The sequence below is a fragment of the Vibrio sp. 10N.222.55.B11 genome (assembly GCF_041473705.1).
GTDB classification, from domain to species: Bacteria; Pseudomonadota; Gammaproteobacteria; order Enterobacterales; family Vibrionaceae; genus Vibrio; species Vibrio crassostreae_C.
This window is the reverse complement of the sequence record NZ_JBFRST010000039.1, coordinates 37,063-50,510: the sequence shown is the minus strand read 5'-3', so window position 1 is coordinate 50,510 and position 13,448 is coordinate 37,063. Positions and strand designations below refer to the sequence as shown.

General features: G+C 44.7%; 9 protein-coding genes. 3 read left to right on the top strand and 6 right to left on the bottom strand.

Annotated features, from left to right (window positions below; translation table 11 throughout):
* Positions 1-10: 10 nt before the first annotated feature.
* The 3 genes from AB4503_RS14180 to AB4503_RS14170 are packed head-to-tail and all read left to right on the top strand — an operon-like array spanning position 11 to position 3,785.
* Positions 11-1,210 (top strand): ankyrin repeat domain-containing protein, encoded by a 1,200-nt coding sequence (locus tag AB4503_RS14180; protein ID WP_372115164.1) that lies wholly within the window; start codon positions 11-13, stop codon positions 1,208-1,210.
* Positions 1,207-1,788, top strand: coding sequence for a hypothetical protein (locus AB4503_RS14175; protein WP_372115162.1), 582 nt, complete (start codon positions 1,207-1,209; stop codon positions 1,786-1,788). The genes AB4503_RS14180 and AB4503_RS14175 overlap by 4 nt, the downstream gene beginning before the upstream one ends.
* 14 nt (positions 1,789-1,802) lie before the next feature.
* Complete coding sequence (locus tag AB4503_RS14170) at positions 1,803-3,785, top strand: NERD domain-containing protein (protein WP_372115161.1); 1,983 nt, start codon at positions 1,803-1,805, stop codon at positions 3,783-3,785.
* Between the two features lie 189 nt (positions 3,786-3,974).
* Here AB4503_RS14170 and pheT read toward each other — a convergent pair whose 3' ends face one another.
* The 6 genes from pheT to AB4503_RS14140 all read right to left on the bottom strand — a co-directional run bounded on the left by pheT (position 3,975) and on the right by AB4503_RS14140 (position 13,425).
* A complete protein-coding gene (gene pheT, locus AB4503_RS14165) occupies positions 3,975-6,362 on the bottom strand; it encodes a phenylalanine--tRNA ligase subunit beta (protein ID WP_372115159.1) in 2,388 nt (795 codons plus the stop codon).
* 18 nt (positions 6,363-6,380) lie between these two features.
* Positions 6,381-7,364 (bottom strand): phenylalanine--tRNA ligase subunit alpha, encoded by a 984-nt coding sequence (gene pheS / locus AB4503_RS14160; protein ID WP_004734764.1) that lies wholly within the window; start codon positions 7,362-7,364, stop codon positions 6,381-6,383.
* Between the two features lie 218 nt (positions 7,365-7,582).
* Positions 7,583-8,692 carry a GGDEF domain-containing protein gene (locus AB4503_RS14155; protein ID WP_372115157.1) on the bottom strand — a complete coding sequence of 370 codons (1,110 nt, stop codon included), beginning with the start codon at positions 8,690-8,692 and terminating at the stop codon, positions 7,583-7,585.
* A gap of 201 nt (positions 8,693-8,893) precedes the next feature.
* Positions 8,894-10,102 carry a hypothetical protein gene (locus tag AB4503_RS14150; RefSeq protein ID WP_372115155.1) on the bottom strand — a complete coding sequence of 403 codons (1,209 nt, stop codon included), beginning with the start codon at positions 10,100-10,102 and terminating at the stop codon, positions 8,894-8,896.
* Positions 10,103-10,111: 9 nt separating this feature from the next.
* Positions 10,112-10,918 carry an outer membrane lipoprotein-sorting protein gene (locus AB4503_RS14145; RefSeq protein WP_017060448.1) on the bottom strand — a complete coding sequence of 269 codons (807 nt, stop codon included), beginning with the start codon at positions 10,916-10,918 and terminating at the stop codon, positions 10,112-10,114.
* A gap of 44 nt (positions 10,919-10,962) precedes the next feature.
* Positions 10,963-13,425, bottom strand: a complete 2,463-nt coding sequence (locus tag AB4503_RS14140; RefSeq protein ID WP_372115153.1) for an RND family transporter — start codon at positions 13,423-13,425, stop codon at positions 10,963-10,965.
* Positions 13,426-13,448: the final 23 nt, after the last annotated feature.

Genomic DNA, 13,448 nt, shown 5'->3' with positions numbered 1-13,448 from the left:
AGACTTAACAATGACTGATCAACTAATTAGCGCGCTAAAGGCTGGTGATAAAGAAGCCTTGATGGAAATATTACAAGACTCGCCAGAACACATAAATGCGATTCTTACCGAGCATAAAGCCACTCCATTTGAGGTTGCTTTAGACTATGGTTTTACTGCAATTGCAGAAATGCTCATAAAGTTACCAGGTTTTGATTTAAACTACAGTGACCATAACCCTTTGAGGCTTTCGATCGATTTAGGTTACTTAGATATCGCCAAACAGTTACTTGAAATTGGAGCAAACCCTAATTATCGACCACAGCAAATGAGTAGCGCATTACTCTTATGCCTAGATAACGAATACTTTGATCTCGCTGAATTGATGGTAGAAAAAGGCGCAGAAGTTAACATTCGTAATGACAAGGGCTGGACGCCATTAATTTGGGCATCAATGAAAGGTCGAGTCAAAGCGGTTGAGTTTCTGCTTAAGCACGGTGCCGCCGTTGATGTTTGTAACAACGATGGTTGGAATGCGGTAACAGGCGCTTACTTCAAACAACGCATAGAGATAGTTGATAAGCTAATCGCTAAAGGTGCTGTATTCAGCGCCAAGTATTCAGAAGCCGCCATGCTGTCAGCGTATCAAAATGGGCACATCAACATCGCCAAGAAGCTACTGGCTGATAATATTAATCCAGACGTTGAAAACGAAGATAAAGAAACGATGCTGATTATTGCCATTACTAAAGGTGATGATGAAATGATCAAAGCGCTCGTTGCTGCTGGTGCGAATCCTAACGCGAGAAATAAAGATTCATATCCCGCTTTATCTTTATTGGCTCAAAATGGCAAAAATGAACTCATTGCATTGCTGATTGATAAAGGAGCAGATGTCAATCTTCAGAGTAAGTCTGGTCGCACCGCTGCATATTGGGCTGCTACTTATAATAAGTCATCTACGCTAAGGCTATTGCATAGCAAAGGGGCTAACCTTGATTTGCGAAATAAAGATGGTTGGTCGCCATTGATGGTTGCAGCAGACAATTGTTTTTTTGAGTCAGTTGATATGCTACTTGAGTTAGGGTCAAATACCGAATTCGAGACCGTAAATGGAAATGCAGCACGTGAATTAGCAAGTTTGAATTATAAAAGAAGCGCTTCTGGAAGCAAGCGAGAGACTTATGCAAAAAAAGTAATGGCTCTAATTGATGGAACGCGTCAGCAATGATTGCTCAAAACTCTGTTTTTGATGCAGTCCGTCGCGGCTATAACGAGTTAGAACTTGCAAGTAACGACGAAATCCTTGATTACTTTGCTGATGTTAACCCCGACGCTATGTCGGGGCATATCAGCAACATCAAAGGTATCGTCTTTGAACAAGAAGTTGTTACTGCACTCAATGAGCAAGGAATCGATGCCATGCTTTTTGAAGCCACTAACCACCCTGTTTCTGATATTGCATTAATGAGTGATGGCGACATTGCGGCTGAAGTGCAATTAAAAGCGACCGACAGCATTGCTTATATAAACGAGACATTGGCTGAGAGCCCAGATATCCCAATTATTGTGACTAGTGAAGTCGCTAATGGCTTCGATAGTGCAATGGTGATTGACTCTGGGATCGATAATGTTGCACTGGATGAAGCTGTATCAGAGGTATTAACTGGCGAAATTGCCAACCATGTCAGTGAATCTGTAGCAAGTGACGTTGCAAGCGAGGGACTCGCTGAAGTTGTAGCTGATGTAGCTTTACCTATTAGCCCGATTGGTATTATTGGTGCTTTGTTTGGATTACCATTTTTGTAAGGAAGTATGATAGTATGATGGCGACGATTTACCCGTCATTAGAAAATATATCGCGTTTAAAAGTAAAACCAACCGAAGGAGAGCTTTGGTTAGTTAATTATCTAAACGATAACTTAGATGAAAGCTATGAAGTTTTTTTCAACCCTTTTTTGGACGGTGACAGGCCTGACATTATCATTTTAAAAAAAGACGTTGCCATTTTTGTCATTGAAGTAAAAGACTATGAACTTAAAAACTATATGGTTGATAGTTTTAATAAATGGTCGGTAATGAGTAATCAAGGTGCTTCTCGTATTTCTTCGCCACAGTCACAAGCATTTACGTATAAAAATAACTTATATCAACTGCATTTGCCTGTCTTAGGGTTGGGTTATTTGTCTAATCGCAATTTTTTCAATCTCGTTCAGCCATTGGTCTATTTCCATAAAGCGAATAAATCTGAAATCGATGGGTTTTATAAAAAATCTGAAAATGAAAATAGAGAAAGTGCCAGACTTTTATTTGAACAAAAAAAAGCCAATAAAATTGCGATTGAACAATACAATCGAAAAGCCGATGGTATTGATTCAAGTAGGAAGAAACTGACTAGAGACAAGGCGATGTCTTATGGCTCTGACATGTTGCAAAATCTAGTTCGTAAAATTAAGAGCTATGGCACCCACGTTCTTTTTGATGAGCGTGTGTATGATGACTTTAAGCGACGATTAGAGCCTTGCGATCACGTACTAAAACAAGGTAAGAAAATTCCCTTAGATGCAAAACAGGAAAAGCTGATTCTTAGTGCGGAATGTAAAGAGAAAATTAAAGGCGTTGCTGGTTGTGGCAAGACAACAATCATCGCTAATCGAGCCGTAAACGCTCACTCTAGGCACGATTCAAAAGTGTTGATAATTACGTATAACATCACTCTAAAGAATCTTATTAAGGATAGAATTAGTGATGTATTAGGTTATCGAGATAATGAAAACTATGCGGTAACAAATTACCATCAGTTTTTTAATGCTCAACTTAATGCCACAGGGCAAGATATCGAAAGGTTGATTGGAGAGTATGGATTGGAGAAGCTTTACTCTACTGATTTGTTCAAGGTACATGACGTAGAGAAATACCACACTATATTGCTTGATGAAGTTCAAGACTTTGAAAGTGAATGGGTAAAAATCATTCGGGATAACTTCTTGGCGAATGATGGCGAAATGGTTCTATTTGGCGATGAGTCTCAAAATATCTATGCTCGTGATAACGAAAGAGCAGCGGTTATTGCTCAGGGTTTTGGGCGTTGGAATAAATTAAAGCGTTCATATAGAACTAGTTTGGATTCATCTCTGAATCAGGTGTTCAAGGCTTTCCAGCAAAATTATCTTGTTGAGAAATATTCTGACACAGAACTGCTTGAGACAACACAGACTCAACTAGGAATGACTTTTGAGCTTCTTAAATATCATCAGGTAAACCAGAATTGGGAGAATGAATCATTTGAATTGATTCAAGCCTACGTCAGAGAGCATAACCTACATCCTAATGATATTGTTATACTGGCTTCGAATGTATATTTGGCTCGTCAATTGGCTGATAAGTTTAATGGTGTTGAAAAAACACATTGTATGTTTGAAACGTATGATGAATTAGTACAACTGTCGCGAATGTATGACTCTAGCTGTGATGCTGAGAAACTTAAATCAATGTCTGAGATTGAGTTAAATACATTTATCAAGAAGCACCCAAAGCTAAAGCGAGATTTAGAACACGCTCGTCGTATGAAGAAAAATCATTTCTATGCGAATAGTGGTTTGATTAAAGCGTCCACTATTCACAGTTTTAAAGGACTGGAGTCCAAGACGGTATTTTATTTAATGGATGAGAAAGACACGCCAGAGTTAGTTTATACATCCATCACAAGAGCAGCAGAGAATCTTGTTATTTTAGATAAGAGCAATACAAGCCCATACTCTGCTTTCTTTTCGGGTGTGATGAACAATGTAGGTGGCCTATTTTGACAATCACAGAAGACCAACTCTGCCTTTACATCTCTATTCGAACAACCAAGCGAGTTAATTAACATTACGCATAAGCAACGATCGTGTTTCTGAATCAAACCTAACAGTTAGCCCCCCGACTCCTTACCCCACAAAAACAAAAAGGCCTCGCAATGCGAGGCCTTTGGTTTTTCTATCTATCAGAAGAGATTAGTCGCGAAGTGCTGCGCCAAATTTCTCTGAGATTGAAGCTACGATAGCATCTACTGAACCAGCGATGTCTGCATCTTCAAGTGTGCGTTCTACAGACTGTAGGCTAAGTGCGATTGCTAGGCTCTTCTTACCTTCTTCAACGCCTTGACCAACGTATACGTCGAACAGTTTAGCGCCTGTTAGGAATTCGCCACCAGCAGCGATACACGCTTCTACGATGTCGCCAGAAGCTACTGCTTCGTCAACAACTACTGCGATATCACGACGGTTTGCAGGGAACTTAGATACGGCTACTGCTTCTGGAAGCGCGCGAGTGTTGATAGCTGCCCATTCGATTTCGAATACGATAGTGCGGCCGTTAAGACCAAACTTACGCTCTAGTTCTGGGTGAACAGTACCAATGATACCCACTTCTTTGCCGTCTACGACGATAGCCGCAGTTTGACCTGGGTGAAGTGCTGGGTGCTTAGCTGCTTTGAAGCTGTATGCGATTTCGTTTGCAGAAAGCTCAAGAACTGCTTCTAGGTCACCTTTAAGATCGAAGAAATCTACAGTGTTAGTTGCAATGTCCCAGTGCTCTTCGCCACGAGTACCAGAGATAACGCCCGCAAGCATCATTTCTTGGCGCATGCCGTTTTCAGCAGTTGCTTCAGGGATGAAACGTAGGCCTGATTCGAATAGACGAACGCGAGACTGTTGACGCTTCTGGTTGTGAACAACTGTGTTTAGTAGACCTTGGATTAGGCCAAGACGCATTGCTGACATATCCGCAGAGATTGGGAATGGCAGGATTAGCGGCTCAACACCAGGTACAACAAGTTTTTGCTGCTCTGGTTCTACGAAGCTGTATGTGATTGCTTCGTGGTAGCCACGGTCTACAAGAAGGTCACGAACGCGCTTAAGCGGTTGGTCAGCTTCTTTGTGGTCATTCATTTTAAGTGCCGCTTTAGGCGCTTGGTTTGGAATGTTATCGTAACCGTAGATACGACCTACTTCTTCAATTAGGTCTTGCTCGATTGCGATATCAAAACGCCAAGATGGAGACGTTGCCGTCCAGCCAGCGTCTGTCGTTTCAACGTTACAACCTAGGCGAGTAAGAATTTCCACTACGTCTGTAGATGGGATTTCGTGACCTAGTAGGCTATCTAGCTTAGCGCGACGTAGAGCAACTACGTTTGCTTTAGGAAGTGAGGCTTCAGATTCGCTGCCGTTTACTGGCGCAACTTCACCACCACAGATTTCAACTAGAAGCTGTGTTGCACGCTCCATAGCTGCTGCTTGTAGCGTTGAATCAACACCACGTTCGAAACGTAGAGAAGAATCAGTGTGAAGGCCGTAAGCACGTGCGCGACCACGGATGTGATCCGGTGCGAAGAATGCTGCTTCAAGAAGTACGTCTGTCGTTTCAGTAGTAACACCTGAATCTTGACCGCCAAAGATACCAGCGATTGCTAGTGCTTTGTTTTGGTCAGCGATAACAAGCGTGTTGCTGTTTAGTTCAGCTTCGTTGCCATCTAGAAGTGTTAGCTTTTCGCCCTGCTCTGCTAGACGAACCACGATACCGCCTTCGATCTTAGCGAGATCAAATGCGTGCATTGGTTGGCCTTGCTCTAGCATCACGTAGTTTGTGATGTCTACAACTGGGTCGATTGAACGGATACCACAACGACGCAGTTTTTCTTGCATCCAGATTGGAGATTCCGCTTTCACGTTTACGTTCTTAACCACACGGCCAAGGTAACGTGGACAAGCATCAGTTGCTTTGATTTCAACAGATACTGTGTCTTCAATGCTTGTTGCAACAGCGTCAACTGTTGGCTCTGTAACGTCTGCGCGGTTTAGTACGCCAACTTCACGAGCAAGGCCACGGATGCTGAAGCAGTCTGCGCGGTTTGCTGTTAGGTCTACGTCGATAGTTACGTCGTTAAGCTCAAGAAGCTCACGTACGTCCATGCCTAGCGTTGTGCCTTCTGGTAGCTCAAGGATGCCGTCAGACTCTACGTCGATACCTAGCTCAGAGAAAGAACAAAGCATGCCGTGCGATGGAACGCCACGTAGTTTTGCTTTCTTGATTTTGAAGTTACCAGGCAGTACTGCGCCAACTGTTGCTACTGCTACAGTTAGGCCAAGACGACAGTTAGATGCACCACATACGATGTCTAACAGCTCTTCTTCGCCGATATCAATTTTAGTTACTTGTAGTTTGTCTGCGTCTGGGTGCTGACCGCACTCAACCACTTTACCTACTTTAACGCCGGTGAATTCACCGGCAACAGGTTCTACATCGTCAACTTCCAAACCAGCCATAGTGATTTGGTGAGCTAGCTCTTCGCTGTTAATTGCAGGTTTAACCCACTCGCGTAGCCAAGATTCACTGAATTTCATAGTTTCGACTGCCCCGGATTACTTGAATTGTTTAAGGAAACGAAGGTCGTTCTCGAAGAACGCACGAAGGTCATTTACGCCGTAACGAAGCATCGTTAGACGCTCTACACCCATACCGAATGCAAAACCAGAGTATTTCTCAGGGTCGATGCCAACAGAGCGAAGTACGTTAGGGTGAACCATGCCACAGCCTAGAACTTCTAGCCATTTGCCATCTTTACGTTTCACGTCAACTTCAGCTGAAGGCTCTGTGAACGGGAAGAATGAAGGACGGAAACGCACTTCAACTTCTTCTTCAAAGAAGTTACAAAGGAAATCGTTAAGAATGCCTTTAAGTTGTGCGAAGTTTACGTTCTCATCAACTAACATACCTTCCACTTGGTGGAACATTGGCGTGTGAGTTTGATCGTAGTCGTTACGGTAAACACGACCCGGAGCAATGAAGCGGAATGGCGGTTTGCCGTTTTCCATCGTACGGATTTGAACACCAGAAGTGTGCGTACGTAGCATTAGATCAGGGTTGAAGAAGAAAGTATCGTGATCAGTACGAGCTGGGTGATCGTCTGCGATGTTTAGTGCATCAAAGTTGTGGAATGCATCTTCGATCTCAGGGCCAGACTCAGTGCTAAAGCCAAGCTCACCAAAGAACTGTTCGATACGCTCAACAGTGCGAGTAACTGGGTGAAGACCACCGTTCTCAATGCGACGACCTGGTAGGCTCACATCGATAGTTTCTTCAGCTAGTTTCGCTTCAAGCTCTGCACGTTGTAGTGCGTCTTTGCGAGCTGCGATCGCTTGTTGAACAGCACCTTTCGCTTTGTTGATCTCTTGACCAGCAGTGCGACGCTCTTCAGGTGGAAGTTTACCTAGGCTTTGTAGTTGAAGAGTTAGTTCACCCTTCTTACCTAAATACTGAACTCGCACTTCATCAAGTGCGACTAACGAATCTGCTGTATCAATAGCAGTCGTTGCATTAGCAATGATCTCTTCTAGATGTTGCATCATTTCCTCATCTACCAGTTGGTAGTGTCCGTATCGGATGATTAGTTTTTTTAGATAGCTACACATAGTAATCAAACACGCAACCAATGCCAAATTGAATCGCTAAAAGAACAAGTTATTGCCTAAAAACACGGCAAATTTAACAGGATATTAATGAGGAGTAGGAAGAAGTGGAACAATTACAGGTTCCACTTCTTAATTTGGAAATGACCTGAAGGCTAGATCTGAATAGAACAAACGCTGTTCTTCCCTGCGTTTTTTGCTAAATAGACGGACTCATCCGCCGCTTTAATCAATTCGTTCATGGTTTCGAATTCTTGGGTCATTTCAGCGACACCGACACTAATACTGCCAATCCAAACTTGATGACTGGTTTCAACCTCTAATTCAGACACTTTCTGTCGAGCGGTTTCCGCGATGTACATCCCACCTTTAAGGTCGGTGTTTGGGCAAATAACCAAGAACTCATCGCCACCTAACCGGCAAACAATATCATCATTACGGAACGTGTTTTTCAGTTCACGCGAGAGGGTTTGTAGCACCAAGTCGCCTGCATCATGGCCGCTGGTGTCATTAATGCGCTTGAAGTGGTCGGCATCAATCATAATACACACTAAAGGCATACCCAGTTCTTTGGAGTCTTGCCAATGCAGCGCTAACTGTTTAAAAGCACTACGACGGTTATGCAAATTAGTAAGAGAGTCGGTTAATGACAGTTCTTCAAGTCTCTTATTCGCTCGTTTTAATTCTGCCTTACGTTCCTCAACTTTATCTTCGAGTAACTGGTTGAAGCGTAACAACTGTTTGTTTCGTTCAGAGACTTGTTCAAACAGGCCGTTAAGCGCAGCCAACAGCGGGACAGTCGCAGAATCTTGCTGCTTTTCTTCCGCTTCAAAGGCTTGCAGAGGTGTCGCGCCCTCTTCTATCGCGGTCATTTGTCGCGCCATGTTTTGGTCGATGCCGAGGATGTGGTAAGCAAGCCAGTGGATCAATAAATCAAGTAACTGCCGTGCTGACGACTGATCTTCTTCCATGATGAAAGCTTGCATACTGTAGATATCTTGCATAAATACACGATGCACTTTGATATGCTCTTCAATGTGTCGCTCATACACACCGCAATCTCTCATCAAAGATTCTTCTTCTTTAAAGTGAAATTCGGCATAGCATGTGAGATCGAGTAAAGCGACGTTTATGTCGTCGATAGAGATAGTGTTCTCTGACAACAGATTTCCGTAGTGGTTGATAATACCAACAAGATATTGATGCTGTTCATCTACAACACCAATGCCTGTTTCAAAGTTTTTATCCCAATTAAATGAATTCATAAATCCCTTAAGGCCGATACCACCAGCACGATTTACATGCATATTCGGAGGTTATAGATGCTGAAAAAATATAACCATTTTACATGTAGGTTTATTCGATTGTTTGATCCACTTTATAAAAAGACGACTTTGAACATTCTAAATATGGCTCATCTTAAATTTGAGACGTCCCCCCAACAGGAACGCCCCACGAAGCTAACATTAGAAATAATATTCCAACGCCATCTCAACAAAGTCATCCTTGCGTGCGAAGAACAACAAGTCCTCTGGGGTTTCGTTCTCAAACAACCAAGCATTCAGTCGCCACTTGAGATTGTTGTTAATACGGCTCGATGCCTCTAGCTTGGCACTGTAGACATCACTGTTATCTAAGTCTTGAGTGATACCAGTAAGCACTTCGGTGCCGTCTTCATCGTTCAAGGCGAAACGGGCGCCAAGGAACACATCGTTTTGGCCGATGGTTTGGGCATTGTTGCCTCGGCTGTCATACAAGTATTCAGCGATGAAGCCGATGTCCCAATACGATTCAAGCGCCCCTACCCAAGTGTATTCAAAGCCTGTCGCCACGCCGGTATGGTTGTCGTAGCTGTCGCGATAAATGCTTTCCAGCTTCCATAACCAGTCACCGATAATGCCTTGAACATCCAATCCGAAGTGTTGCATTTGGGCGTAGTATGGCTTGAGTTGATTGCCTTCCACACGGTAATAAGGGTCGCGGTTTGTGCCGCCTAAGTAGCTTAAACCGACATCCCAATCACCGTACATTTGGCTGTAACGCAATGCCACATCAACGTGTTTTTCTTCTCGTGAAGATTCGTAAAGCGCATCGTCCGATACTGGCACGGTTGGCCTTAATCGACCGTCTTCGCCTGCGAAGGTACGCTCACGAAAATACGGCAGTAACATGGCGTCTATGGTGCCCCACTCTTTTATCGAGGTGAAGTGCACCATAGGCTGACCTAACTTGGATTCGCCATCGACCGATTCAATGGCATCGGTCTGGTTTACCACATCCACTAAATGCGCCGATTCGGTTACGCCCCAAAATACCTTTCCAACACCCGCTCGCAGTTCGTAATCATCCCAATAGGTTAAATACAAGGCTTCGCGAATATCACCATGAGTTCGTTCATCGTCTTCACTGTCTAGGCGATAAAACGGGGTGAAGGTAATGCTGCCGTTGTCCTCTTGTTGCTCCCAGTAAAACTCTGGCTGCAACACCAGTGAGCTTTGTCCTTTGTCTTGCCCTTGAAAGCCGTCGCTAAAGAACTGCCTATGTTCAAGGTTAACCTGCCCTGCGATATCAGGACTAAAGCCTGCCGCCACACAAGGCAACGACACCTGCATAAGCCCGACGGTCGCCGCCAAGGTTAAGGATAATTGGGTTCCTGTTGCCACAATCCTTTTCATATTCCTGCCTTATTTCGCACGTTTTAGTGTGTTCTTTTGGAAATCCTTGTCTTTAAGACCGGTCTGGAACACTAAATCTGTCGTGGTTAATACGGTGCTTTTGCCTGTTTGATGGTTTTGCATCGCCATGGTGTGTGCGCGCCAGTATTGGTTTAGGTACTGTTTGTAATCTTGGAACGATAGAGTTTTAAGCAGTGCGCCTTTGCGGTCGTAAAACTCGACTTTCATTGGGCGGTAGTGCTGTTGGTCTAGCCATACCTTTTGCATGGTGTAGCCTGAGTTTTTATCGGTCGGTACTTGCTCTAAAACAAAGGTGTCTACGCCTTCCAGTTTCGCGTCTTCAATGTAGTTGAAGGTGTACTTTTCAAGTTCAAACGAGCTTAAGTCCTCATACGCAAATTCACTGCCCATAAACGGGCCAGATTTGTTGCGTGAAGAGATGCGTTTTACACGCTTGAGTGCAGGAAGATACAACCACTGGTCATCGGATTTGGTGATGTGCGAATGGTTTAGGAAAGCCGTGCCTTTTACGTCGCGTGGTTCATCAAAAATGGTTAAGCCTTTGTCGCCATCGTCATCGACTTCCAAAGATTTCAATCGCATCAGACGTGTACTGCTTTCGCCCTGTTTGTTGCGAAGTAGCATTTCCATGGTTGCGACAGAATCGCCCCACCCGACATCGACCGCTTTACGTTGCTCGGCAATTTCTAAGCCTTTCGCTGGGTCTGCTAATGCTGGGAAAGCGGCGAATGTGCTCAGTGCCAACGAGCTAACAGTAAGTAATGTAGTAGCGAATGTTTGTTTAACGCTTTTCATAAATATCTCCTTGAGTCAGCCCACCGCAGCAGGCCGACGTTTCCTTATTTGGTCGAAGTAGTCAGTTCGGCTGTCGATCTAGGCTGCGACTTGGTATCTGGCTTTGATTCGTGCTGAGTTTTAGCTGAATAGTGGGTCTGTTTGTCGAAGATCATCAGTAAGCTTGGTAGCAAGATGAAATCGACCACCAGCGCAATGAAAATCACAATCGCGCTGAGTAAGCCCATGTCGGAGTTGAGTCTGAAGCTCGACATCGCCAGTACAGAGAAACCGGCCACTAGCACAACAGTGGTGATCCACAAAGCGCGACCTACGGTGTGGAAAGCGTATCGAACCGCTTCTTCTGCTGATTTCCCTTCGATTTTTGCGCGCTGGTATTTACTCAAGAAGTGCACCGCATCATCAACCACGATACCCAACGTGAGCGTGACCACGACTGACAAACCGAGGTTGATTTCACCTGAGATAAGCGCCCATAAACCAAAGCCAATGATCGCAGGCGCAATGTTGGGCACTAGGCTGATCATGCCTAAGCGAACCGAGCGCAATGCAAAGATCATCAAGCCAGAGATAAGCACTAGGGTGATAGGCAAAGTTGATAGCATGCTCGCCATGTTGGTTTCGCCAATATGAGCAAACATCAGTGACGGGCTCGAAGCCACCACTTCATATTGCGGTGCATTGGCTGCAAACCATGAGTAAATGCGCTCTTCGAGTTCGACTAGCTCAACGCTGCCAAGGTTATCGACGGTGAGTACCATTTTGATCGATGATTTATCGACGTTGATCTGGTTGTTCAAGTCCAAGCCGTACGGCAGAGACATTTCGTAAAGCAGCAGATATTGCGCGGCAAGTTCACGGTTCAGCGGTAGCTTGTAGTAGCTGTCGTCGTCGGCATGCATATTCTTGTTCAAACGCATATAAACATCAGAAAGCGTTGCCACATGGTCAGTTTCTGGTTGAACGCGTAGCCACTTAGTAAAGTCACCAATTGCTTGCAAGAACACAGGATCAGCAATCGCTTGAGACTCGTTAGTTTTCACTGCGATACTGAGGGTTGTCATGCCGCTTACGGTCTCTTCCATGAAGTCAGCCGCTTGTCTGAATTCACTTGAGGTATCGAAATACTTCACCGATTCATCGTTGACTTTGTTGAGCGGAATTAACGCGGCAGCGCCAACAATCACTAGCGTAGAAATCGGCAGCAGTGCTTTACGGTTAGTTACGACAAAATCGCCCAGCTTATCCATGAAGGTGACTTTGTCTGCCGCCTTAGGGTTGGCAGGTAGACGTTCGACTGGCAGCAGTTTTAGCAACGCTGGCAACATAGTCACAGACAAGAAGCACGCAATAAGTACACCCAGTGCCGATAAGTTACCGAAATCACGCAGCACTGGTGAGTCCGACATGTTCATCATCAGGAAACCAATCGCAGTGGTCACCGAGGTGATCAGAATCGGCATCGCATTGAGCTTGATGCTGTATTGAATGGCTTGTGCTTTCTCCATACCGCGCTGCATCGCTTGTCTCATGGTCACAATCACGTGAACACAATCAGCCACCGCCAAAGTTAAAACCAAGGTTGGCACATTCACGGTTGCGGTACTCAAGAACATCCCTGCCCAACCAGACAATCCCATGGTGGCAACAATCGAAGAGATGATCACAATGAGCGTCGCCACCACACTAAAGAACGAGCGCAGCATAAAGGTCAGGAACACCAGTACCACCAACAGCATTAAGGGAACGAGCGTTGAGCTGTCTTCTTGAGCCGAAGTCATAAATGCGTTGTTCATGGCTATGATGCCCGCTTTATGGAATTCGACATTAGGATACTGAGCTTGGTACTTGCCGATCATGGTATTGATTGCCGCAATCACCTCTTGCACTTCTGCGGTTTTGTCCACTTCTGGCAGTTGCACGGTGACGTTCACAATCGTCACATCGCCAGAGGCCGACACCAAGGCATTCTTAAGCAACGGCTCGTTAAGGGCGATCTGTTTTACTTTGGCGATGCGTTCTGGTGTGTGTTCGTACTCTTCATACAGCAAGTCTTCTACCAAAAGATCATCTTCAATGGCTTCGGTGTGCTGATAATTAGCAAGGGAATCGACACGGCTTGAATACGGGATCTGCCACGCATCAACCGTAAGATTTTGAATCAGGGTGAGAGTTTCAGGGGTGAAGACATTGCCATCTTCAGGTGCGACAACAATCGCAAGGTTGTCGGTTTTTGCAAAGGTGGTTTGGATTTCATCGAACGCCATCAACTGCTTGTTGGTGCCTTCGAAGAAGATGTTGTAGTCCCCTCTAAAGTAGAGGTTCTTAGCCCCTAATGCAGAGAGAATGATGATTGAAAACACCACCAGCAGAACGATAAACGAACGCTTGGTAGGTATTGAGTGCCAACTGTTTAGATCTGTGTTTGCGCTATCAGCATTAGGGTTATCTCGGTTTTGCTGATCGAACGTGGGCTTCTGGCTGTCATGTTTCATCACAGTCTCCATTTGTGACGATTCGTCATATTTGT